The sequence below is a fragment of the Aeromonas sp. Y289-2 genome (assembly GCF_027705925.1).
GTDB classification, from domain to species: domain Bacteria; phylum Pseudomonadota; class Gammaproteobacteria; order Enterobacterales; family Aeromonadaceae; genus Aeromonas; species Aeromonas veronii.
In genome coordinates this window covers 252,738-273,711 of record NZ_JAPDCH010000005.1, presented here as the reverse complement: position 1 = coordinate 273,711, position 20,974 = coordinate 252,738, and the positions used below count along the sequence as shown (strand labels likewise).

The following is a 20,974-nucleotide window of genomic DNA, read 5'->3' as shown; positions in this document are numbered from 1 at the left end:
AATTGGGAAAGAGGAATTACTGCAGCAGAGTGAGTGCCTGATTCAGGGCTTGGGATTTGAGTTGGGCGCCCTGACCAAACCAGGCGGAATCAAGCCGGTGATCCTGGCTGCGAGCACGGCGATGGTGATCCACGTATTCCGTTACCGCATTGACCAGCCCCCAGGCGGTATTGCGGGAGCTGACAAGTTCTGAGCCCATGCCTGCGCCCTGATAGAGCTCATGCAGCCGTTGTACCGGCTTGGTGAGGATGATGTTCTCCTCATCCAGCGGTTGCGCCAACAGGTCGCTGAAAAAGCGCAGTGCCTCTTCGGGGGCGACGGGCCGCTGTGCCAGCGCCTTGGTCTGTGCCTTGAACTCATCCCAATGGGAGAGCCCCAGCCCGAGCGACTCTTTGACGGTCGCAGCATCGAACTGAGTGGAGTGGGGCACCTTGATGGCTCCGGTAGCGCTGCGCAGTGCCATCTGCAGGGTGTTGTTGCAGACTACTCGCAGCGAGGTGAACTGCGCCGTAGTGCAGAGTGTGCCGTCGCAGCTGGTCGACAGCAGCAGATAGGACTTTACCAAGTCATTGCCTTTGAGTTTTAGGTCCTGGCCGGTCTTAGCCAGTGCCCACAGCTTGCGGCCACCTTTGAGCGAGCCCGCGGTCTCCAGCTCAAAACCACCGGCTTCCACTAGGTCTTGATAGAAGTGCAGCACCTCGTGAGGCTGTACCACGTTATAGCGACGAGAGACGACGGATAGAGGCTCCAGATTATCAGAGCGGTACAAAACCTTGCTGTCTGAATAAGGGCGAATATGGAGTGCATCGGAGGCGACGTTAAACATTACGTCACTCTGCTCAATAGTCCAATTCATCCCGGCAGCCTGTAGCCATATATCGAGGGACTGTTGCGGGTGCAAAACATTGCCAAGGCCATGCCAAGGGGTTTGGCCGGTATAGGCCATGGTGTCGATCAGGTGAGCCATATCTCCTCCAAGAATTGCGAAATGCAGACATCAGCCTGCTAACTCATGGGGGTGATGTAGGTTTGAAAGATTATTGAATAGGATTCATTTGCCATTAAATGCTCATTATTTCAAGGGGCGTTACAGCATGATGGTGTTGTGCAATGAACTGCGCTGGAGGGGTACGGAGAGGGGTACGAGGCCAAAAACGACCAAGGGGTTAGCACCATGATGATGCCAACCCCTTGTTTTATATGGCGCTCCCGACTGGAGTCGAACCAGTGGCCTGTCCCTTAGGAGGGGACCGCTCTATCCTGCTGAGCTACGGGAGCTGTGTGGCGGGCATTATACAAGAAGCAACTCCCTTTTAAACCCTTGATTCTTATTCCAATACTGCCAAATCCCCGTTCTGGATGTTAAACGGCGAATATTTGTTCTGGCTGCTGATGATGGCGCCATCGTCGAATACCTGTACCACCTCGAACAGGCCGTCGGCCGGGTTGCGCATCATGCGCGACTTGCCGTAGGGGTCGATAAAGTCGGCGTTGTGCTGGATGCGGAACTGATCGCCAAGCTTGACGCCGTTGCGCCGTCCCAGATTGATGTAGGGGCCGCGTTCGTTCTGGCCGACCACTCTTGCGGTGACCGGGGCACAGGTGAGCTGGGCTACCAGGTCCTGAGCCGCCTGTTGCAACTGGTAGTTGACCTCCTGGCCATAACTTGACTGCCAGAACTGGCCGCTGCTGCTGCCCACTTGCTCCCGCTTGCCAAAGGTCCAGGTGGCGCGCCCTTCGTAGACCTTGCGGTTGACCAGACTGCCGTTGATGCCATCGAACAGGTAGAGCTGCATGCGAAAGTTGCGCACGGGATCCTCATACCAGCTGGTCAGCTGGTTGCCCTGAGACTCGATGGAGAGATCGTCGATGCTGCCGAGCACCAGATACTGGCTGTCGGTACGCAGGCTGAGCGCCTTGATCTCCTCGAGGGCACTGCGATCTCCCTGTTGCAGATGGAGCGGATCGATGCGCAGGTTTTCATCCAGCCACTGGCGCACCGCGACACCTTGCGGCGCATTGGCGAGGGTCTCGAACAGTCGTCGCGAGAGGTTCTCCGGCATGTCGTCCATGGCGCCATAGCTGGCCTGATCCGGATAGCGCATCCGCAGCCTGACCAGTGTCAAATCCTTGGCGAAGTGCTGGGTCTGGCAGATCTGGCGCTCGGCCTGAATGTCGGCCACTAGCGTGATATACATGCGGCCGTTGCGCACCTCTTCCCGCTTGAGCCGATACTGGCGAATGTCGCCGCCGGAGCGGATCTGGATCTGCTCGGATCGCAGGCTGCCATTTTCCAGACGCTGGACGCTGGAAACGGCCGCGCCGCTAGCCAGCAGCGCCTGACGCAGGGCGTCGCGGGTCGCCTGCTCGCGGGCATAGACCTCATCGCCCCCCAGAATGGCGGCGCTGCCCTGCGCTTCTATAAGCTCGGCTCGGGCGCTCAGGCTGGCCAGCAGCAGGGTCAACAGCAGCGGTAATTTCATAGCAGATACCTTGAGTTGGCGGGCAGCCGCGCCATGTTGAGGAAATGGCGCCTGCTGGCCGACATGGATCACAACACGTTCCAAGTGGCAGCGCACGTTGGCGCTGACGATGTCCATTAAAAAGCAAGAATCATGCCTCATTCCCGGCTCAAGCTTTGTCCGGCGCGTCCGATAATAAGTCAGGTGCAGATACAGGAAAGGTATCCATGAACAAACTCATCACGGCGTTGGCGCTTGCCCTGGCATTGACCGGGTGTGGCTCCGACCCTATCAATCGGGATCAGGGTGACCCCCGCCAGGCGGCGCAGGGGATGGAGCTCAACTGGCTGGTGGCGCGCATGACCGATCAGCTGATGGAGCGCAAATCGCTGACCACCCTGACCGAGCCCATCGCGGTGGCCTCTTTCGTCGATCTCGATACCCTGCAGGATACCAACTGGATGGGGCAGCAGATTGAGGAGAGCTTTATCTACGAGCTCAATCGTCGCGGCGAGGTGGTGGTGGACTTCAAGCTGACCGGTAGCATCAAGGTGACGCCGCAGGGGGACTTCGTGCTGAGCCGCAACTATAAGGAGCTCTCTTCCCGTTTGCCGATCTCCCGCATTCTGGTCGGCACCTTCAGCCGCAACAGCAAGGGAATTCTGGTCAATGCCCGCGTTATCGACATGCGCACCAAGATGGTGGAGACCACGGCCCAGAGCCTGATCCCGCAAAAATATCTGTTCGGTGCCAACAATTCGTTTGGTCGGGCATCGATCAATCGCGGTTATCTGATGCGTGACAGTCAGGCCCGGCCGGGCGGTCATCTGGTCAATCTGACCCCGTGAGGAGCGAGTCATGAAGATCCTGTTTGGTTGCCTGTTGGCACTCTTGCTCACCGGTTGCAGCTACAACCGGGTGGTGGATTACACCCAGGGTGGCAAGCCCGATGATTTTCCGGTGCTCAAGGCGGTGGGCTATGCGGTGATCGACATCCAGCCTGGCCCCTCCCAGTCGGAGAAGATGCTGCAAGCCATTCGCGCTTCCAAGATGGATGCTTATCGCGAGCTGGCAGAGCAGCTCAATGGTCAGCAAGTGCGCGGCCAGAGCAGCTATCGTGACCTGACCCAGACCTCCAACTCGCTGGATGTTTCTGTGGCGGGGGTGGTGCGTGGTGCCCGGGTGGTTGCCTCTTATCCGCGCGGCAATACCTATGCCACCGAGATGGAGCTCGATACCCGTGCCCTCTACAACATCAACCAGCTGATGGCCGGTCAGTTCTGAGTTGATGGGCTTGCCGTGAAAACCGGCATCAAAACAAAAGGCGAGCAGGGTGCTCGCCTTTTGTCGTTGTGGGCTGGTTAGCTCCCCATCAGCACCGGCGGCACTGCGGTGGGTTTCACATCCTCGCTCGGGTAGCAGCCCAGCACCTTGATATAGCGGGTGATCTTGGTCAGCTCCACCAGTGCGGCCTGCATCGCCGGGGTCTGCAGGTTGGCGGAGACATCGAGGTAGAACATCTCTTCCCACGGGTTGCCCTGCACCGGACGGGATTCGAGCTTGGTCATGTTGATCTCGTGGTTGCGCAGTACCAGCAGCGCCTCGACCAGCGAACCCGGCTTCTGGGAGGTGGACATGATGAGGGTGGTCTTGGCCGGGATCTGCGGCGCCACGTCGATGGGCTTGCGCGCCACCACGATGAAGCGGCTGTAGTTCTCTTTCTGGTTGGCGAGCTGCTCGGCCAGCACGTCCAAGCCATACAGTTCGCCACCGGCGGCGCTGCCGATGGCGGCGGCCTCCGGGCTTGCCAGTTCCTTCACCTTCATCATGGCGCTGGAGGAGGAGTCGCAGATCTCGTGACGGGCACCTTCCAGCTTGCTCAGATAGTGGGAGCACTGCTGGAACACCTGCGGGTGGGCATAGAAGGTTTTGATGCGACTCAGCTCGGTCGGCACGGCGGTGAGGATGCAGTGCTCAATGGGGTAGGTGAGCTCGCCGACGATGGAGAGGCTGGTGTGCTGCATCACGTCATACACCTCGTTGATGGAGCCCGAGCTGGTGTTTTCGATGGGCAGCACGCCGAAGGCGGCGCGGCCTGACTCCACCGCATCCAGTACTTCACGGAAGTTCTGGCAGTTCACCTCGATCACCTGATCCTTGTAGCGCGCCAGATATTTGCGGGCGGCCAGGCTTGAATAGGAACCGCGCGGTCCCAGATAGGCGACGCTGGTCATCGGCTCCTGCTGCTCCGGGTTGAGCAGGCTCTGCAGATAGGCCTGCTGGGAGAGCACAGAGTCTTCGATGATGGTGTGATAGATGCGGGTGATGTACTGGGCGTCCAGCCCCAGCACGCGCCCTTTCTGGATCAGGGCGACCAGCAGCTCCTGCTCCCGCTGATGGTCACGAATGGGGCGCGGGTTGGCTTGCTTGGCACGGGCGACCTCGATGCTGAGGGTCTTGCGTTTCGCCAGCAGGGCAAGCAGCTCCTGATCCAACCGGGTGATGTCTTGTCTGATCTCGTCGAGCGTTGCCATGATTGTTCCCTATCCAAGTAATCGATTGATATTAATGCAAAAAAAAGCCTCCGCTAGGGGAGGCTCGATTCGTCTTTGCTTTCTGTTCACACGACGACAGGCCTTCCCTCAAGCGGGCCGGATAAACGAGAAAGCAAAGAAGAATGGTGCGTGCATAGGTGTGTCCTTGAAGTAACGTCATAACCATTAAGGGATTTGCCGGTCTGATGCAAGTAAAACTTGCCCGCGGGCAGGGATGGGGGCAGGGTATCCGGTTAAGAAAATGGCGTATAAGCGATGTTCTATTGACTCTGTTTTGATGACTGAAACCCAGTGGGTGAGGTAAAGACGATGGCGATTATTTTCGATCTGGGACGGGTGGTGGTGAGCTGGGATCCGGTAGGCATAGTGCGTTCCGTGCGTGGTCCGCAAGGGGCCGAACAGTTGGCCGAGCAGCTCTTTAACCACCCGGATTGGCTGGAGGTGGACAGAGGCACCATGTCGCTCCATACCATGGCCCGGGAAGCGCAAGCGCGCACAGGCCTCTCGGCGGCACAGAATCTGGCCATTTTACAGGCAGTTCCCGCCTCCCTGCTGCCAGATCCCGCTATGCTAACCCTGATAGCCGAGCTGCACGGGGCGGGGCACACTCTGTATGCCCTCTCCAACATGGGTCATGCCAGCATCGACTGGTTGGAGCAGCATCAGGATTTCTGGCGCTTCTTCAGCGGCAAGGTGGTCTCGGCGCGGGTGCGGATGATGAAGCCGGAGCCGGATATCTACCGCTATCTGCTGGTGTCGTTCGATCTGAAACCGGCAGAGTGTCTCTTCATCGATGACAGTCCCGCCAACATCGCGGCCGCCGAGGCCCTCGGTATCAGGGGGATCGTCTTTACCGACGCGGCAAGTTGCCGCCAGCAACTGGGTGAGCTGGGCTGTTTGCCCGCCACCGGCAAGGGGTGATGCCCCTGTAGGAGCACTATGGAGCATGGCCGGTTTCGCAATTGGCTCAGTCACTATCCCGAGGCGACCCTGATCATCGCCTGCAAGGATGGCAGCGGTTATCAGCTCTGTGTTGAGGCTGAAGGGGAGTGCCTCTGCCTGACCGACAGTGAGGGAGGGCGCTTGACCTTCACCTCGCTGGATCAGGCGCAGGGTTTCTTGCGAGCCCATCGGGTTCACCAAGCAAGATTACGAATTTATGACGCCTAAAATGAAGACTTAGCAGCAGAATCACAGGAAATAATCATCAAGTTTTAATTTTAACCAGACTCTTTAAGGGTCTATTCAGTTTGTTTGCCGCACAATACTGCACCTGTTCATCATCCGGAGCTGTTTAATGGGTGCCAATGTAGTTGTACTGAATCAGGGATATGATCACTCTTTTCAAGCCAGGGAACAGCTGCTGATTGAGCGACTGGCAAGTTTTGACGAGCTGGTTGTCTCTTTTTCGGGACGGTTGGAATCCTGCTACAGCATCGAGCTGTGCCGCGCTGCCGGTGTGAAAATCCACGCAATTACCCTCGATAATCCGACCCGCAGTCGTAGCGAAGTGGCCCGTGCCCGCCGTTATTGCCAGCGTTATGGCATAGATCACTGGGTTATCAAGAGTGACGAGATCGTCTTTTGCGATCGCCTGCCAAATATTGAAGGGCTGATCGACCCGATTCGCCGCATTGGTGAGTATGTGCAGACTCGTTCTGAGTGGGCTCATCTGCCGTTGCTGGTTCCGGCAGCGGTGGAGGAGCGTGATGATTATCTTGCCCAGTTCGGGTCTCTGCCTGCCAACTCAATCTGGTTTTTTGCCGACAACGGATTGATGCGCCGCGATTATCGTTACGGCTTCAACAAGCGTCAGCTCGGTCGCTGGGGAAAGGGGAGCAACGGTTGCCTTAGCAATCGCTTCACCAATCCACGGCAGCTTGAGCAGCGTTATTTGCGAATGGTGGATCAGGCCGAGCAGATGCTGGCCGACATGGGGCTGGACGAGGCACAGGTCTTTTTCCATACCCTGTGTGACTGCTCCACCACCCTAGCCCGGGTGCGTCTGCCAGAACATCAGCGTGCGCAGGCATTTGATATGCAATCGGATATTTTGTCTGCCCTCAAGGGGAGTAAGTTCGATCTGGTGACCCTGGATATGGCACAGAAAGAGCGGCACGATCTCGCCATCTAGCCTGCGGGCAAGCGATGCGGGTGCCAGAACGTGAGTGCCGTCATAGGCAAGGGGCGACGGGACTGTTTATACTGTCGCCCTTTCACCCGTTACCGAGCTTCGCCCAATGAAACCCTTCTCCCGTCTGCTGATTGCCCTGTGCCTCTCCCCCGTATTGGCGCAGGCTGCCCCTCTTTCTCAGGTGACGTTGCCCGATGGTCGGCAGGTTCAGCTCAACGACGACTTCACCTGGGAGTATCTGGTGGTTAAACCGGCCGAGTCCGTACAGGGCATGGCTGCTGATGGGAAGGCTGGGGCCGTGGTAGCCGTCGCTGCTCCGGTGCTGACCGATCAGGCCAAGGCCAATCCGGAACTGCTTGCCCAGATGGCGCGTGACGGTGTGGTGGTCAAGCTGGACAAGATCGAGGGATCTGACCCGCTGGTGCTGACCTTTATGGTGAGCAATACCGGCACCCGCAATGTAGTCGGGGTGCGTGGCATGGTGACCCTGTTCAGTGCTGACGGGGTGCAGCTGAGCCGTCAGGAGGCCCGCTTCTGGGTTGCCGAGAATCGCCTGCCGGAGACCTATCTGCGCAAGGGGCAAGCCCGTCCGTCACTGGCACTCGAGATCCCCCGTCCTGCCGGATTGACTGGTCAGCCGCTGGTGCGGGTCGAAATTGACGAGGTGGTCTTCCGCTGATTTGGCGTTGTTCCGGCCCATGCAAACCGTGTGGGCCGGCAACTTGTTGCCGCTGACACCCCCTGCAATATCTGCTTACATCTGACATGGTTCTGCAATAGCTTGCAGCTCGGCAAGCCGGGAACCTGATCGCACAATGACTCCATACCAGCTCGCTAGCAACGGGCCCAATCACATGGAGTTATCATCATGAAAAAAGCAACTGTCTCTCTTCTGGTTCTGGCCGGGTTTGCCTCTACTTCCGTCATGGCGCAGGATGCCTTCAGCTACGCCAAGGGTTCCGCCACCTGGGCGCACACCAAATCCGACTATCTGAACAACAACCCGCTGTTCCCACGTGATGCCAGCAATCAGGGCACTCGCGATTTTGGCGGTGTGACGCTGGATCTCTCCAAATCGTTCTCCAACAACTTCTACGGTCGTCTGCTCTCCGAGGGCTCCTCTGCCCAGCACGGCAATGACAGCATGGGTATCGGCAGCCTGGGTATCGGTGTTTTCACCCCGCTTAGCACCGGCTTGAACCTCTACGGTGAAACCGGTCTGATGGGTTACACCATGGAGCGCGAGCAGGCGTATGACGTCAAGGGCTGGGATCTGGTGAGCCGCAAGAGCAGTGGCAGCATGTACGGTGAAGTGGGTCTGCGCTACGACATCGGCAATGTCGAGCTCTCCACTGCCTACCGCTACGCCAACATGACCGACGATATGCACGACTTCAAGGTGGGCGGTGCCTACAAGCTCAACCAGAACTGGGCACTGACTGCCGATTACACCTATCGCAACTGGGATCTGCAAAAAGGTTCCATCTCCAGCCTGGGTGTGAAGTACAGCTTCTAATTTTCCTTCCCGTAGTCCGTAGTGTCTTGATTTTTACCCATGGCGTTCGCCATGGGTTTTTTCTTTTTCCGGTGATCCCTTTTTTCTCCTTGTGTCGTATCAGTCGCAAATAGTTATACAACTTTCATTTTTTTGTATAACTGCTATAACTGAATCAAGGCTTATACAAGGAGCGCCATTATGTACAAGATTAAAGTCGGTATCAGTGCCTGCCTGCTGGGACAAGAGGTGCGTTTCGACGGGGGCCACAAGCGCTCCAGCTTCTGCGAACGGGATCTTGGCGCTCACTTTGACTACCACCCCGTCTGTCCCGAGATGGCTATCGGTCTCGGGGCGCCCCGTGCCGCCATCCGGCTGGTCAAGCGCAACGGCGAGATCCGCGCCGAGGCGAGCAACGGTAGCTTCGATGTCACCGAAAAGCTGATTGCCTTCAGCGAGCAGAAGGCACGTCAGCTCGACTTTATCTCCGGTTATATCCTCTGTGCCAAATCACCCAGCTGCGGTATGGAGCGGGTCAAGGTCTATGGCGCCAACAACGAGGGGAGCGCCAAGGAGGGGATTGGCCTCTTTGCCAAGGCGTTAATGGAGGCCAACCCCCTGCTGCCGGTGGAAGAGGATGGTCGGCTCTGTGATCCCATCCTGCGGGAGAACTTCGTGCTGAGGGTCTTCGCCTACCACGACTGGCAGCAGCTCTGCGCCCGCGGCATTACCGCCTCTGCGCTGATCCGCTTCCACTCCCGCTACAAGTATCTGGTGCTATCCCATGCCACCACCCACTACCGGGCGCTCGGCAAGCTGCTCGGCAATCTGGGCAAGTCCACCAACCTGCAGGAGGTGGCCGACAACTACATCAAGGGATTGATGACGGCGCTGACCCTGCGAGCCAACCGCCGCAGTCACACCAATGTGCTGATGCACCTGCAGGGCTACTTCAAGCGGGTGCTGACCCCGGCCCAGAAGCAGGAGCTTGCCGATACCATCGACAAGTACCGCACCGGCATATTCCCCTTGCTGGTGCCGCTCACCCTGATCCGTCACTACCTGCGCGAGTACCCCAATCCCTATCTCGCCGAGCAGGTTTATCTCAATCCGCACCCCGATACGCTCAAATTGCGTTACGGGCTCTGAATCCGTGCTGTTGCCCCGGCGCATGGCTTGCGCCGGGGAGCCTTACCCCTCTGTTTGATGGACGTTGTCATGTCTGATTTATCGCAAGAAGTTGCTCCTCTGGCTGATGAGGGGATCTACCCCATTCGCGAGGTCTCCCGTCTCACCGGCGTCAACGCCGTGACCCTGCGTGCCTGGCAGCGCCGCTACGGTCTGGTGCAACCGGCTCGCACCCAAAAGGGCCACCGCCTCTACAGCGAGCAGGATATCCGCCAGATCGGCGAGATCCTGAGCTGGCTGGAGCGGGGAGTGAGTATCGGGCAGGTGAAGGGGCTCCTGAGCGAACCCCAGGCCCAGCCAGTGAGCGATCACTGGCAGCAAACCCTGGAGCAGTTCAGTCAGGCGCTGCTCGCCTTCAACCAGCGCAAGGCGGAGGCTGAGCTGAACGACCTGCTGGCAAGCTACCCGTTCGAGCTGGTGCGCAGCCGGATACTGCAACCGCTGGTGGAGCGGCTGCTGGGGCTGTGGCGCGAGCGGCCCGATGGCGAGCTGCTGCAACAGGTGTGGCTGGGCTGGCTCCATACCCGCTTCGCCCGCCACCTGATCGAGCAGGAGAAGGGCGTGCCGATCACGCTGGCGAGCTGGGGACAGGTTGGCCCCCTCGATCTGGTGTGGGCCGCCTACGAGCTGATCGGTCAGGGCTATGAGGTGCAACTGCTGGGGGCGGTCGAGCCGCGCCATGCCAGCCTGCTGGAGGGGCGTGCCGTTACCCCCTGGCTGGTGCTGCTGGGGGCTGGGCTCGGCAAGCAGGAGCTGGCCGCCGGGTGGCCCGCAGGCACACGCCTGTTTGGCGAACTGGGGCGCCTCTACGACGATGAGTGGCTTAAAGCTCACGGCTGGCAGGCGAGCCTTGCCGAGCAGATGGCGAACGCGCCTGCTGCGGCTGGCACCAGCGGACGCGGGAGGAAAAAATCATGAAGCTGGTCTGGTTTCGCAATGATCTGCGCCTTGCCGACAACCCCGCGCTGCGGCATGCCTGCGCCGGTGATGAGCCGGTCGCCGCGTTCTTTATCATCCCCCCCACCCAGTGGCGGCAGCACAAAATGGCCCCCATCCGTCAGCGCTTTATGTTGGCGCAGGTAGATGAATTGGGCCGCGAGCTGGCGGCCCTTGGCATCCCGCTCCATCTGCTGCGAGTGGAGACCTTTGCCGAGGCGCCCGCTGCGTTGGCAGACCTCTGCCGCGAGCTGGGGGTGACCCAGCTCTATGCCAATCAGGCTATCGAGATCGACGAGCAGCGCCGCGATCATGCCGTCAGCGCCGCGCTGGCAGAGCAGGCGGTGAGTTGTCACTGGCTCAACGGTTGTTGCGTATTGCCGCCGGGGAAGGTGCTGACCGGCTCGGGTGAGATGTTCAAGGTCTTCACCCCTTTCAGCCGAGCCTGGCTCAAGGCCCTCGATGAAGAGGGGTTTGTCATTCATCGGGCGCCGACACCGCGTGGCGAGCCGTTGCCGTGGCAGCCGTTGGCCGAGCGGGACTTCATCGATGCCACCCTTGGCAAACTGACGGCAGACCCCCGCTGGCCTGTGGGGGAGGTGGAAGCTCTGCGTCGTTTGAATATTTTTCTGGAGCAGGCAGTGCTCGACTATGGCGAGACCCGCGATTTTCCTGCCATCGCGGGCACGTCCGTGCTCTCCCCCTATCTGGCGGCGGGCATCATCAGTCCTCGTCAGTGTGTGGCGGCGCTTCAGCAGCGGCTTGGCTATCGGCCCCAGTCCAAGGCCCAGCCCGGCTTTGTCTGGCTCAATGAGCTGGTCTGGCGCGAGTTCTATCGCCACCTGCTGGTGCTGATCCCGACCCTCTCCATGAATCACCCCTTCAAACCCGAGACGGCGGCCTTGCCGTGGAGCTGGGATCCGGATGCCTTCGCCGCCTGGTGCGAGGGGCGCACTGGCTACCCCATCGTCGATGCGGCGATGCGCTGCCTCAACACCACCGGCTGGATGCACAACCGGCTGCGGATGATAGTGGCGAGCTTTCTCACCAAGGATCTCCATATCCACTGGCGGCTCGGGGAGGATTACTTCATGAGTAGGCTCATCGACGGGGATCTGGCGGCCAACAACGGCGGCTGGCAGTGGGCGGCGGGCACCGGCGCCGATGCGGCGCCCTATTTTCGGGTGTTCAACCCCACCACTCAGGGGCAACGATTTGATCCACAAGGGGAGTTTATCCGTACCTGGGTAACTGAACTTGCCGATATTCCCGCCGCTTATGTGCATCAGCCCCACGATTGGCTGCGACTCAAGGGGCGGCAGGATTATCCGGCACCCATGGTGGATCACGCCGTTGCCCGGGTGAGAGCCATCGAGATGTTTCGCTCTCTGGAGAAATAGGATGAACGAGCCGCTGGCCCGCTTTATTGGCCTCTATCAGCAACTGGACAAACAGCAGTTGCACCGCTTGCCCGAGGTCTATGCCGAACAGGTGGTCTTTACCGACCCGGCTCACCGCATTGAGGGGCTGGCGGCCCTTGGCGACTATTTTGCCGCCCTCTATCAGCGCCTCGCCTACTGCCGCTTCGTCATCACCAGTCAGCAGCAGCAAGGGCCGCAGGCCTGGCTCGGCTGGACCATGACCTTCTCTCACCCCAGATTGCGTGGTGGTGAGCCGGTGACGGTGGAGGGGGCCACCCGCCTCGAGTTCGACGAGGCGGGCAAGGTGTGCCAGCACCGGGACTATTTTGACCTGGGCGCCATGCTCTACGAGCAGTTGCCGCTGCTCGGGTCCGTGGTGCGCACTATCAAGATGAGGCTTGGCGCATGAGCGGCCGGGTGCTGATCACAGGGGCGACCTCCGGCATCGGTCGCCAGTTGGCGCTCGATTACCGGCGGGCAGGCTGGCAGGTGTGGGGTTGTGGGCGCGATGGTGAACGGCTGCAGGCGCTGGGGCTGCACGGTGTCACGCCGCTGCAGTTCGATGCCCAGGATCTGGCCGCTATGAACGGGGTGGCTGCTACGCTGCCATTCCTCGATCTGCTGATCCTCAACGCAGGCAACTGCGAGTACATGGATGTCGGCGATGGGTTTGACAGCGAGCTGTTTGCCCGTGTCATCGACACCAATCTGACCGCCACAGGCCATGCGCTGGCCGCCTTCTTGCCGTTGCTCGGGGCTGGATCTCGGCTGGCCATCGTCAGCTCGTCGGTGAGCTGGCTGCCGCTGCCGCGAGCCGAGGCCTATGGCGCCTCCAAGGCGGCCCTCGACTATCTGGCGGATACCTTGCGCCTCGATTTGGCCAGCAAAGGGATCGGGGTGACCCTGATCCGCCCCGGCTTTGTCCAGACGCCGCTCACCGCCAAAAATGATTTTCCCATGCCCTGTCTGGTGACGGTGGAGCAGGCCTCCCGCGCCATCATGGACGGGCTGACTGCTGGTCGTCACCAGATCCACTTTCCCCGCCGTTTCATCTGGTTGCTGCGCCTGCTTGGTGCGCTGCCGGTGGGGCTCTGGCTGCGCCTTGGCCGCGCACTCGTATCGAAAGGAAGCCATTCATGAAGAAAAAGATCGCCATCGTCGGTTCAGGGATCTCGGGGCTGACCGCCGGTTTTCTGCTCCACAAACTCCATGACATCACCCTGTTCGAGGCGGCGCCGACTCTGGGCGGCCATACTGCGACCGTCGATGTGAATCAGGCTGGCCGCAGCTATGCCATCGATACCGGCTTTATCGTCTTCAACGATCGCACCTACCCCAACTTCTTGAAGTTGCTGGCGCGGATCGGCATGGCGCGCCAACCGGCCGAGATGAGCTTCTCGGTGAAGAGCCCGGAGGGGCTGGAGTATAACGGCCACAACCTCGACACCCTATTTGCCCAGCGCAGCAATCTGTTGAGCCCCCGTTTCTACGGTTTTGTTGGCGAGATTTTGCGCTTCAACCGGGAGGCACGGGCCTGGCTAGCAGATGGTCAACATCAGGGGGCTGGCCCCGAGCTGACGCTGGGAGACTTTCTGCTGGCGGGGGAGTTTAGCGACTACTTCGCCCGCCACTACATCTTGCCGATGGGAGCGGCGATCTGGTCATCGACCCTGGCCGATATGCGCGCCTTTCCCCTTGGCTTCTTCCTGCGCTTTTTTGCCAACCATGGCCTGCTGGATGTGGCCAATCGCCCCCAGTGGTACGTGATTCCGGGCGGCTCGCGGGAATATATCGGCCCCCTTACCGCGGGTTGGCAGTCGCAGATCCGCCTCGCCTGTCCGGTGCAGAGCGTACGGCGGGACGCGGATGGCGTGGTGATCCAGAGCAGTTACGGTGAGGAGCGGTTTGACGAGGTGATCTTCGCCTGCCACAGTGATCAGGCGCTGGCGCTGCTGGCGGATCCCGGCGAGCGGGAGCAGGCCATTCTCGGCGACATGCCCTATCAGGCCAACGATGTCTGGCTCCATACCGATGCTCGCTGCCTGCCCACCCGCCGCAAGGCATGGGCCAGCTGGAACTATCAGCTCGATGGCAATGACGAGGCGCGGCCGCTGGTGAGCTACAACATGAACATCCTGCAGGGGGTGAACTCGCCGGAGCCCTTCTGCGTCAGCCTCAACCCCAAGGGCAAGGTGGATGAGAGCAAGGTGCTGCGCCGCTTCGTCTATCACCATCCGGTGTTCAATCTGGCCTCTATTGCCGCCCAGCAGCGGCGCGCGGAGATCTGCGGCCAGCAGCACACCCATTTCTGTGGTGCCTACTGGTACAACGGCTTCCATGAGGATGGGGTGCGCAGCGCGCTGGATGTCGCCAGGCGCTTCGGTGCCGAGCTATGAATGGCGCCACCGTTGCCACCGAACATGGGCGTGCCGACGAACTGGCTGGCGTCACCAGCGCCATCTGGCAGGGCTCGGTGCGCCATCGCCGTTTTGCGCCGCGGGCTCACGCCTTCTCCTACAGCCTCTTTATGCTGGGACTGGATCTCGACGAGCTGCCGCGGCTCGATCAGGGACGCTGGTTCGGTGTGGAGCGCTCGGGGCTGCTCTCGTTTCACCGCCATGACTATCTCAAGGGGAGTGAGGGAAGCCTCAAGCAGGCGGTGTGGCAGAAGGTGAGCGAGCTGGGTGGCGATGCCGACTCCGAGGGGCGGGTGCTGCTGCTCGGCAACGTGCGCTGTTTGGGATTCTACTTCAGCCCGGTCAACTTCTACTTCTGCTATCGGCAGGGCGAGGCGCGCTATCTGCTGGCAGAGGTGTCGAACACCCCCTGGAACGAGCGTCACTACTACCTGCTGGATCTGGCGGCGCTGGCACCCCATGACAAGGATTTTCACGTCTCCCCCTTTATGGGGCTGGCGATGCGTTATCACTGGCGGATCAGGCCGCCCGAGCAGGAGACACTGATCCACATCGAGAGTCATCCCGTATCCGGTGAAGCCAAGCTGTTTGACGCAACCCTGGCGCTCACTCGCGAACCCTTGTCGCGCAAGGGGCTGGTGGCCCTGCTGGCCCGCTGGCCATGGATGACCATGAAGGTGCTGCTCGGGATCTACTGGCAGGCCCTGCGTCTTTTTATCAAACGAACACCGATATTTACCCATCCGGAGAGCCGCTAATGGAACTTGCTCAATCAACCCTCTCTGCCTCTTTCATCGACAAGGGGGCAAGACAACTGCTGCTCAATCTGCTGGGTCGCCTCGAACATGGCCAGCTGCTGCTGCGGGATGGCGGTGAGCGCCACAGCTTTGGCGTCGCGGGTACCGATCTGCATGCCGAAGTGGTGGTGCAAGATCCTGCCTTCTATCGTCGCCTGTTGCTGGGGGGCAGCATTGCCGCCGGGGAAACCTGGGTGGAGGGGCTCTGGACCAGCCCGGACCCGGTGGCGCTGGTGCGGCTGCTGGCCCGGAATCTGACCCTGCTCGACTCCCTCGAGCGGCGCCTCGGCTGGCTCAGTTTCCCGTTCAACAAGGTGCGCCACTGGCTCAACCGCAATACCCTGACAGGTTCGCGCTCCAACATCGCCGCCCACTACGATCTCGGCAATACCCTCTATCAGGGGTTTCTCGACAGCCATATGCAGTACTCGAGCGCCATCTATCCGAGCGCCGAGGCCACTCTCGAAGAGGGACAGCAGGCCAAGCTGCGCACCATCTGCGAGCGGCTGGCGCTGGGGCCTGACGATCATCTACTGGAGATCGGCACCGGCTGGGGCGGTCTCGCCGTCTATGCCGCCCGCCACTACGGCTGCCGGGTGACGACCACTACCATCTCCCGGGCCCAGCATGACTATGCCAAGGAGTGGATTGCGCGGGAGGGGCTGGGGGATCGCATCACCTTGCTGCTGGAGGATTACCGCAAGCTGGAGGGCACCTATGACAAGCTGGTCTCCATCGAGATGATCGAGGCGGTAGGCCACGCCTTCCTGCCCGACTATTTCCGCCAGTTGTCACGGCTGCTCAAGCCCGGTGGTCGCCTGCTCATCCAGGCCATCACCATCGCCGATCAGCGCCATGCCCAGTATCTGCGCGGCGTTGATTTCATCCAGCGCTACATCTTCCCCGGTGGCTGCCTGCCGAGTGTCTCCCAGATGGCGGGGTTGCTGGCGCGGGAGACCGACATGCAGCTGGTGCGGTTGCACGATCACGGCCATCACTATGCCCGCACCCTGGCTCACTGGTGCGATCGCTTTCTGGCGTTGGCGCCCGAGCTGCCCAAGCTCGGTTACAGCCAGGATTTCATCCGGCTGTGGCACTTCTACTTCGCCTATTGCGAGGGGGGATTCTGGGAGCGCACCATCAGTCTGGTGCAGCTGGAGGCCGCCAAGCCGGGGCCCGCTGGCTGGTCGGGTGATGTGCCAGTAAGCGGTCACTGACCATGTGGCAGTGGGCTCACCTGCTGGGATTCAACCTCTACTGGTTGCTGGCGGTGAAGTGGCAGCAGCCGGGCCCGCTGCTGGCAATGTTGCTGCTGCACTTTATTTTCTCACCCAGCCGCCTGAGTGACTGGCGGCTGCTCCCCATCGCGGTTGCTGGCTGTCTGCTGGATGCCCTGCTCTGGCAGCTCGGCCTGTTCCGTTTCCCGTCCGGTTTTCCCCTCTGGCTGGTGCTGCTCTGGCTCGGTTTTGCCCTGACGCTGGCCCACGGTATGCGCTGGCTGCTGCGCTTGCCTCGCTGGCAGCAGGCACTGTTTGGCGTATTTGGTGGTGCCTCCTCCTATGTGGCGGGGGCCGCCATGGGGGCAGTACACTTACCCTGGGGCATCTGGATCAGTTCGGCGCAGCTGGCTGTGATCTGGATGTGGTGGTTACCCGTACTCCTGTGGGTAATGGTCAAGCTGGAGGGTGAGTCATGACAAACACCTTTTCGACCGACTCGTTGCTTTTTTCCAAGTGGACCAAAGAGAGCCAGCATGAGCTGACTGATCGCTTCTATCTGGTGGTTGCCTGCCAGCGGGATGCGCAGGGGCAGCTGGTGCAGGTGGTGATGCAGGATATCAACACCCTGCAGGAACAGGAGATGGATTGGCATGAACTGGAAGACCCCAACCACTGGCATATGGGGTGGAATTAACCCGCTGCTGCTGGCGTTTACGCTCTTTGCTGCAACCGCGGTGCAGGCTTCTGCCGCACCCTGGCAGCAGCTGCGCCCGGTCGGGCAGGGGGAGATGAACTGGCTCTGGTTCAAGCTCTACGATGCCACCCTCTACAGTGCGAGCGGGCGCTATCAGCCCGGTCACTATCCACAGGCACTGACCCTCACCTATGCCAGATCCATCGAGCGGGAAGATCTGCTGAGCGCCACTGCCGCCGAGTGGCAGCGACTCGGTCTTGGCTCTGACGCCGAACGTCAGCGCTGGCTCGGCCAGCTCGCTGCACTCTGGCCCGATGTGCAGGCAGGCGACAAGCTCACCTTCTATGTCGACAAGGGCGGGGCAGGCCACTTCTGGTGGCAGGAGAAACCCCTCGGCACTCTGGCCGATCCGCAATTCTCGGCCGCTTTTCTCGCCATCTGGCTGGCTGACAACAGCCGCGATCCCGCCCTGACCCGCCGCCTGCGTGGCCAACCCTGAACATGGAGTTTCCAATGTTTTTCTATCGTGCATACCGCTGGTTGCTGTTGCTCCCTTTTTTGCTGCTGAGCGGCTGTGGTGCCAGTCTCGATGACTATCGGGGGCAGGGGCCAAACTGGGATCTCGCCCGTTTCTTCAACGGTAAATTAGTGGCTCACGGTCTGGTAACCGACCGCAGCGGCGAAGTGACCAGTCGCTTTCGGGTCGAGATGGTGGGTCGTTGGAAGGATGGCAAGGGAGAGCTGTTCGAGCAGTTCTACTTTGATGATGGCCGCCAGCAGACCCGTACCTGGTATCTGAGCAAGGGGGTTGACGGTCACTGGCGAGGTACTGCTTCCGATGTGGTGGGGGAGGCGATGGGTAAAAGCCAAGGGTTTGCCCTCAACTGGCGTTATCAGCTTGATCTGGCGCTGCCGGATGGCGAGGTAGTGCGGGTGAGCTTCGATGACTGGATGTATCTGCTGGACGAAGATCGTCTGATCAATCGTGCCGAGATCAGCAAGTTCGGTATCCATCTTGGCGAGGTGATCCTCTATATCGAACGTCAGCCCTGACCGTTAACGCAAGATAACGACCAGTAAAAAGCGCGCCGATGGCGCGCTTTTGTTTACCGAAAAACCAGAGTCATCAGATGATGCGGTTCTCTTCCAGCATCTTGCGACGGGCCTCTTCCTTGGCCATCTTCTTCTTGCGGTTGTCGCAGGGTTCCGGGCAATCGCACTCTTTCTCGATGCCGACGCTACCCAGACCGCCACAGGAGCCGGAGATGGTCTTCTTCTGGAAGATATAACCGATAGCCATGGCGGCTATCACCAGCATGAATACCCCGAAGGTGATCAGAAAAATCTGCATCTCTACCTCTTACTTCTTGACCAGATAGGGCTTGAAGGCATCGGAGTAAGCCTCTTCAAAGCCGTTGTCCGTCTTGGTGATCACGAAGATCGCCAGGCCGCGCTCGTTGGCATAGGCCAGGCTTTTCTCGGTCCCCATCACCATAAACACGGTGGCCAACCCGTCTGCGGTCATGCAGGAGGGGTGGATCACGGTGACCGATACCAGACGGTGCTGGATCGGCTTGCCGCTGCGCGGATCTATGGTGTGGGAGAAGCGTTGACCATCCAGTTCATAGTAGTTGCGGTAATCGCCGGAGGTGGCCACCCCGTTGTCACCGGGCACTATCACCTCTTGCACTGTGCCGGTGCCTGCGGTGGGCTTCTCGATGGCGACGCGCCAGGGGTGACCCTTGCCGTTGACGCCATTGATCCGCAGCTCGCCGCCAATCTCCACCAGATAGTTACGCGCCCCCAGTGACTCCAGATACTCGGCTACCTTGTCCACACCAAAACCCTTGGCGATGGCGGAGAGATCGACGTAAAGATCCGGAATGTCTTTTTGCAGGGTATCGGCATCCACCGAGGTGATGACGTGCAGGTTGCCCAGACCGGTCTTCTGGCGAGTCTGGGTGATCAGCTCGTCGGAGGGGACCTTGGTCGGCTTCTTGTCCGGGCCAAAGCCCCACAGATTGACCAAGGGGCCAACGGTGACGTCCAGCGCCCCCTGGCTCTCACGGCCAATGTGAATGGCCTCTGTGACGACCCGTGCGGTATCGCGGGAGACCACTACCGGTTTGTTGTCACGGCTCTGGTTGAAGCGCGACAGTTCGGAATCGGGGCGATAGGTCGACATCTGATCGTTGACCCGCTCCAGCAAGACATCCACCTCAGCTTGAAGCTTGGCCGGATCGCTGATGGCGCTGTCCGCCACCTTGATAGAGTAGTAAGTGCCCATGGTGCTACCGGTGATGTGGATCTCCGGCTTGGATTGGACCGTCTCCTGACCGCACCCAGTCAAGAAAAAGGCTAGCCCGAAGGCTAGCCAGGTCTTTACAACACTGTGCATGGATTAACCACCAAAGTCATCCAACAGGATGTTTTCGTCTTCAACGCCCAAGTCTTTGAGCATGTTGATGACGGCAGCATTCATCACCGGAGGTCCACACATGTAGAACTCGCAATCTTCCGGTGCTTCGTGGTTCTTGAGATAGTTCTCGTAGAGCACGTTGTGGATGAAGCCGGTGTAGCCGTCCCAGTTGTCTTCCGGTTGCGGATCAGACAGCGCGACGTTCCAAGTGAAGTTCTCGTTCTCGGCGGCGAGCATGTCAAAGTCTTCGACATAGAACATTTCGCGCTTGGAACGGGCACCGTACCAGAAGCTCATCTTGCGCTTGGACTTCAGGCGACGCAGCTGGTCGAAGATATGGGAACGCATCGGCGCCATACCTGCACCACCACCGATGAATACCATTTCGGCATCGGTGTCCTTGGCGAAGAACTCACCGAACGGACCGGAGATAGTCACCTTGTCGCCAGCCTTCAGGCTGAAGATATAGGAGGACATCTGTCCCGGAGGGGCAGTCCAGTTGCTCGGGGGCGGGGTCGCGATACGCACGTTCAGCATGATGATGCCGAACTCTTCCGGATAGTTGGCCATGGAGTAGGCACGGATGATCGGCTCATCGACCTTGGACTCCAGCTCAAAAATCTTGAAGCGATCCCAGTCACCGCGATACTCCTCGGGAATATCGAAGTTCTTGTAGTGCACGTGGTGAGCCGGGGCTTCAATCTGGATATAACCACCGGCGCGGAACGGTACGCTCTCGCCATCGGGGATCTGCAGCTTGAGCTCCTTGATGAAGGTGGCCTTGTTATCGTTGGAGATAACAGTACATTCCCACTTCTTCACCCCGAAGATCTCTTCCGGCAGTTCGATATCCATGTCGGAGCGAACGGTAACCTGACAGGCCAGACGCTCGCCATGACGGGCTTCGCCCTTGCTGATGTGATCCAGTTCGGTCGGCAGAATGTCGCCGCCACCGGATTTCACCCGTACCTTGCACTGGCCGCAGGAGCCACCGCCGCCACAGGCGGAGGAGACGAAGATACCGCTGCCAGCCAGCACGCCGAGCAGCTTGCCACCGGCCGGGCTGGTCACAGCCTTGGCCGGGTCACCATTGATGCTGATTGTCACGTCGCCCGCGGTCACCAGCTTGGACTTGGCGAACAGAATGACTGCCACCAGTGCCAGCAGGATCACGGTAAACATGACCACACCCAAAATAATTTCCATCTATCGTTCCTTTCTGATTGCAGGAAAGCC

General features: G+C 59.9%; 25 protein-coding genes, 1 tRNA gene and 1 other annotated feature. Of the genes, 19 read left to right on the top strand and 7 right to left on the bottom strand.

Going from position 1 to position 20,974, the window contains the following annotated elements:
* Window positions 1-16 precede the first annotated feature (16 nt).
* The 3 genes from OKC43_RS10620 to OKC43_RS10610 form a co-directional block, all read right to left on the bottom strand.
* Window positions 17-967 (bottom strand): DUF932 domain-containing protein, encoded by a 951-nt coding sequence (locus OKC43_RS10620; protein WP_270659154.1) that lies wholly within the window; start codon window positions 965-967, stop codon window positions 17-19.
* A 234-nt stretch (window positions 968-1,201) separates the two neighbouring features.
* Window positions 1,202-1,278: transfer RNA gene (locus tag OKC43_RS10615), tRNA-Arg, on the bottom strand.
* 50 nt (window positions 1,279-1,328) lie between these two features.
* The gene (locus OKC43_RS10610; RefSeq protein WP_236271847.1) at window positions 1,329-2,483 is read right to left on the bottom strand and encodes a flagella assembly protein FlgT; all 1,155 of its coding nucleotides are present in this window, start codon (window positions 2,481-2,483) and stop codon (window positions 1,329-1,331) included.
* A gap of 206 nt (window positions 2,484-2,689) precedes the next feature.
* Here OKC43_RS10610 and OKC43_RS10605 point away from each other — a divergent pair, with 206 nt between their 5' ends.
* The gene (locus tag OKC43_RS10605) at window positions 2,690-3,310 is read left to right on the top strand and encodes a FlgO family outer membrane protein (protein WP_005338718.1); all 621 of its coding nucleotides are present in this window, start codon (window positions 2,690-2,692) and stop codon (window positions 3,308-3,310) included.
* A gap of 10 nt (window positions 3,311-3,320) precedes the next feature.
* Window positions 3,321-3,746, top strand: coding sequence for an LPP20 family lipoprotein (locus OKC43_RS10600; RefSeq protein WP_005349622.1), 426 nt, complete (start codon window positions 3,321-3,323; stop codon window positions 3,744-3,746).
* Between the two features lie 77 nt (window positions 3,747-3,823).
* Here the strand turns inward: OKC43_RS10600 and pheA are convergent, their stop codons facing one another.
* On the bottom strand, window positions 3,824-4,996 hold the full coding sequence (gene pheA, locus OKC43_RS10595) for a prephenate dehydratase (RefSeq protein WP_021230338.1): 1,173 nt from the start codon (window positions 4,994-4,996) through the stop codon (window positions 3,824-3,826).
* A 38-nt stretch (window positions 4,997-5,034) separates the two neighbouring features.
* Window positions 5,035-5,156, bottom strand: a sequence feature (Phe leader region).
* Between the two features lie 170 nt (window positions 5,157-5,326).
* Here pheA and OKC43_RS10590 point away from each other — a divergent pair.
* From OKC43_RS10590 to OKC43_RS10510, 17 genes are all read left to right on the top strand, one after another.
* The gene (locus OKC43_RS10590; RefSeq protein ID WP_058058235.1) at window positions 5,327-5,938 is read left to right on the top strand and encodes an HAD family hydrolase; all 612 of its coding nucleotides are present in this window, start codon (window positions 5,327-5,329) and stop codon (window positions 5,936-5,938) included.
* A gap of 18 nt (window positions 5,939-5,956) precedes the next feature.
* Window positions 5,957-6,187, top strand: a complete 231-nt coding sequence (locus OKC43_RS10585; RefSeq protein WP_270659151.1) for a DUF6482 family protein — start codon at window positions 5,957-5,959, stop codon at window positions 6,185-6,187.
* Window positions 6,188-6,314: 127 nt separating this feature from the next.
* Window positions 6,315-7,151: a hypothetical protein gene (locus OKC43_RS10580; RefSeq protein WP_236271848.1), complete on the top strand. Its 837-nt coding sequence runs from the start codon at window positions 6,315-6,317 to the stop codon at window positions 7,149-7,151.
* A gap of 106 nt (window positions 7,152-7,257) precedes the next feature.
* Window positions 7,258-7,830, top strand: a complete 573-nt coding sequence (locus OKC43_RS10575; protein WP_058058236.1) for a DUF3157 family protein — start codon at window positions 7,258-7,260, stop codon at window positions 7,828-7,830.
* Window positions 7,831-8,019: 189 nt separating this feature from the next.
* Entirely contained in the window at window positions 8,020-8,667 is a 648-nt protein-coding gene (locus tag OKC43_RS10570) for an autotransporter (RefSeq protein WP_201952272.1), read from the top strand.
* A gap of 180 nt (window positions 8,668-8,847) precedes the next feature.
* Window positions 8,848-9,795, top strand: a complete 948-nt coding sequence (locus tag OKC43_RS10565) for a YbgA family protein (RefSeq protein WP_005343644.1) — start codon at window positions 8,848-8,850, stop codon at window positions 9,793-9,795.
* Window positions 9,796-9,864: 69 nt separating this feature from the next.
* On the top strand, window positions 9,865-10,752 hold the full coding sequence (locus OKC43_RS10560) for a MerR family transcriptional regulator (RefSeq protein WP_236271849.1): 888 nt from the start codon (window positions 9,865-9,867) through the stop codon (window positions 10,750-10,752).
* Window positions 10,749-12,170, top strand: coding sequence for a deoxyribodipyrimidine photo-lyase (phrB, locus tag OKC43_RS10555; protein ID WP_236271850.1), 1,422 nt, complete (start codon window positions 10,749-10,751; stop codon window positions 12,168-12,170). The genes OKC43_RS10560 and phrB overlap by 4 nt, the downstream gene beginning before the upstream one ends.
* Window position 12,171: 1 nt before the next feature.
* On the top strand, window positions 12,172-12,600 hold the full coding sequence (locus tag OKC43_RS10550) for a nuclear transport factor 2 family protein (protein ID WP_236271851.1): 429 nt from the start codon (window positions 12,172-12,174) through the stop codon (window positions 12,598-12,600).
* A complete protein-coding gene (locus OKC43_RS10545; protein WP_236271852.1) occupies window positions 12,597-13,331 on the top strand; it encodes an SDR family NAD(P)-dependent oxidoreductase in 735 nt (244 codons plus the stop codon). The genes OKC43_RS10550 and OKC43_RS10545 overlap by 4 nt, the downstream gene beginning before the upstream one ends.
* A complete protein-coding gene (locus tag OKC43_RS10540) occupies window positions 13,328-14,587 on the top strand; it encodes an NAD(P)/FAD-dependent oxidoreductase (RefSeq protein WP_236271853.1) in 1,260 nt (419 codons plus the stop codon). The genes OKC43_RS10545 and OKC43_RS10540 overlap by 4 nt, the downstream gene beginning before the upstream one ends.
* Entirely contained in the window at window positions 14,584-15,366 is a 783-nt protein-coding gene (locus tag OKC43_RS10535) for a DUF1365 domain-containing protein (RefSeq protein ID WP_236271854.1), read from the top strand. The genes OKC43_RS10540 and OKC43_RS10535 overlap by 4 nt, the downstream gene beginning before the upstream one ends.
* Window positions 15,366-16,622 (top strand): SAM-dependent methyltransferase, encoded by a 1,257-nt coding sequence (locus OKC43_RS10530; protein WP_236271855.1) that lies wholly within the window; start codon window positions 15,366-15,368, stop codon window positions 16,620-16,622. The genes OKC43_RS10535 and OKC43_RS10530 overlap by 1 nt, the downstream gene beginning before the upstream one ends.
* 2 nt (window positions 16,623-16,624) lie before the next feature.
* Window positions 16,625-17,101 carry a DUF2878 domain-containing protein gene (locus OKC43_RS10525; RefSeq protein WP_236271856.1) on the top strand — a complete coding sequence of 159 codons (477 nt, stop codon included), beginning with the start codon at window positions 16,625-16,627 and terminating at the stop codon, window positions 17,099-17,101.
* Complete coding sequence (locus tag OKC43_RS10520; protein WP_005338671.1) at window positions 17,098-17,319, top strand: TIGR02450 family Trp-rich protein; 222 nt, start codon at window positions 17,098-17,100, stop codon at window positions 17,317-17,319. Before OKC43_RS10525 ends, OKC43_RS10520 begins: the two co-directional genes overlap by 4 nt.
* Complete coding sequence (locus tag OKC43_RS10515; RefSeq protein ID WP_236271857.1) at window positions 17,276-17,818, top strand: chalcone isomerase family protein; 543 nt, start codon at window positions 17,276-17,278, stop codon at window positions 17,816-17,818. The genes OKC43_RS10520 and OKC43_RS10515 overlap by 44 nt, the downstream gene beginning before the upstream one ends.
* A 14-nt stretch (window positions 17,819-17,832) precedes the next feature.
* Window positions 17,833-18,372 carry a DUF3833 domain-containing protein gene (locus OKC43_RS10510; RefSeq protein WP_088869984.1) on the top strand — a complete coding sequence of 180 codons (540 nt, stop codon included), beginning with the start codon at window positions 17,833-17,835 and terminating at the stop codon, window positions 18,370-18,372.
* A gap of 73 nt (window positions 18,373-18,445) precedes the next feature.
* On the opposite strand, the gene nqrM is transcribed toward OKC43_RS10510, so the two are convergent.
* The 3 genes from nqrM to nqrF are packed head-to-tail and all read right to left on the bottom strand — an operon-like array spanning window position 18,446 to window position 20,944.
* Entirely contained in the window at window positions 18,446-18,670 is a 225-nt protein-coding gene (gene nqrM, locus OKC43_RS10505) for a (Na+)-NQR maturation NqrM (RefSeq protein ID WP_005338668.1), read from the bottom strand.
* A 9-nt stretch (window positions 18,671-18,679) separates the two neighbouring features.
* Window positions 18,680-19,717 (bottom strand): FAD:protein FMN transferase ApbE, encoded by a 1,038-nt coding sequence (locus OKC43_RS10500; RefSeq protein ID WP_005338666.1) that lies wholly within the window; start codon window positions 19,715-19,717, stop codon window positions 18,680-18,682.
* Between the two features lie 3 nt (window positions 19,718-19,720).
* On the bottom strand, window positions 19,721-20,944 hold the full coding sequence (gene nqrF / locus OKC43_RS10495; RefSeq protein ID WP_005338656.1) for an NADH:ubiquinone reductase (Na(+)-transporting) subunit F: 1,224 nt from the start codon (window positions 20,942-20,944) through the stop codon (window positions 19,721-19,723).
* Window positions 20,945-20,974: the final 30 nt, after the last annotated feature.

Coding starts and splice junctions, on each gene's coding strand:
- OKC43_RS10620 (WP_270659154.1), bottom strand. CDS start 967: ATGGCTCACCTGATCGACACCATGGCCTATACCGGCCAAACCCCTTGG.
- OKC43_RS10610 (WP_236271847.1), bottom strand. CDS start 2,483: ATGAAATTACCGCTGCTGTTGACCCTGCTGCTGGCCAGCCTGAGCGCC.
- OKC43_RS10605 (WP_005338718.1), top strand. CDS start 2,690: ATGAACAAACTCATCACGGCGTTGGCGCTTGCCCTGGCATTGACCGGG.
- OKC43_RS10600 (WP_005349622.1), top strand. CDS start 3,321: ATGAAGATCCTGTTTGGTTGCCTGTTGGCACTCTTGCTCACCGGTTGC.
- pheA (WP_021230338.1), bottom strand. CDS start 4,996: ATGGCAACGCTCGACGAGATCAGACAAGACATCACCCGGTTGGATCAG.
- OKC43_RS10590 (WP_058058235.1), top strand. CDS start 5,327: ATGGCGATTATTTTCGATCTGGGACGGGTGGTGGTGAGCTGGGATCCG.
- OKC43_RS10585 (WP_270659151.1), top strand. CDS start 5,957: ATGGAGCATGGCCGGTTTCGCAATTGGCTCAGTCACTATCCCGAGGCG.
- OKC43_RS10580 (WP_236271848.1), top strand. CDS start 6,315: ATGGGTGCCAATGTAGTTGTACTGAATCAGGGATATGATCACTCTTTT.
- OKC43_RS10575 (WP_058058236.1), top strand. CDS start 7,258: ATGAAACCCTTCTCCCGTCTGCTGATTGCCCTGTGCCTCTCCCCCGTA.
- OKC43_RS10570 (WP_201952272.1), top strand. CDS start 8,020: ATGAAAAAAGCAACTGTCTCTCTTCTGGTTCTGGCCGGGTTTGCCTCT.
- OKC43_RS10565 (WP_005343644.1), top strand. CDS start 8,848: ATGTACAAGATTAAAGTCGGTATCAGTGCCTGCCTGCTGGGACAAGAG.
- OKC43_RS10560 (WP_236271849.1), top strand. CDS start 9,865: ATGTCTGATTTATCGCAAGAAGTTGCTCCTCTGGCTGATGAGGGGATC.
- phrB (WP_236271850.1), top strand. CDS start 10,749: ATGAAGCTGGTCTGGTTTCGCAATGATCTGCGCCTTGCCGACAACCCC.
- OKC43_RS10550 (WP_236271851.1), top strand. CDS start 12,172: ATGAACGAGCCGCTGGCCCGCTTTATTGGCCTCTATCAGCAACTGGAC.
- OKC43_RS10545 (WP_236271852.1), top strand. CDS start 12,597: ATGAGCGGCCGGGTGCTGATCACAGGGGCGACCTCCGGCATCGGTCGC.
- OKC43_RS10540 (WP_236271853.1), top strand. CDS start 13,328: ATGAAGAAAAAGATCGCCATCGTCGGTTCAGGGATCTCGGGGCTGACC.
- OKC43_RS10535 (WP_236271854.1), top strand. CDS start 14,584: ATGAATGGCGCCACCGTTGCCACCGAACATGGGCGTGCCGACGAACTG.
- OKC43_RS10530 (WP_236271855.1), top strand. CDS start 15,366: ATGGAACTTGCTCAATCAACCCTCTCTGCCTCTTTCATCGACAAGGGG.
- OKC43_RS10525 (WP_236271856.1), top strand. CDS start 16,625: ATGTGGCAGTGGGCTCACCTGCTGGGATTCAACCTCTACTGGTTGCTG.
- OKC43_RS10520 (WP_005338671.1), top strand. CDS start 17,098: ATGACAAACACCTTTTCGACCGACTCGTTGCTTTTTTCCAAGTGGACC.
- OKC43_RS10515 (WP_236271857.1), top strand. CDS start 17,276: ATGAACTGGAAGACCCCAACCACTGGCATATGGGGTGGAATTAACCCG.
- OKC43_RS10510 (WP_088869984.1), top strand. CDS start 17,833: ATGTTTTTCTATCGTGCATACCGCTGGTTGCTGTTGCTCCCTTTTTTG.
- nqrM (WP_005338668.1), bottom strand. CDS start 18,670: ATGCAGATTTTTCTGATCACCTTCGGGGTATTCATGCTGGTGATAGCC.
- OKC43_RS10500 (WP_005338666.1), bottom strand. CDS start 19,717: ATGCACAGTGTTGTAAAGACCTGGCTAGCCTTCGGGCTAGCCTTTTTC.
- nqrF (WP_005338656.1), bottom strand. CDS start 20,944: ATGGAAATTATTTTGGGTGTGGTCATGTTTACCGTGATCCTGCTGGCA.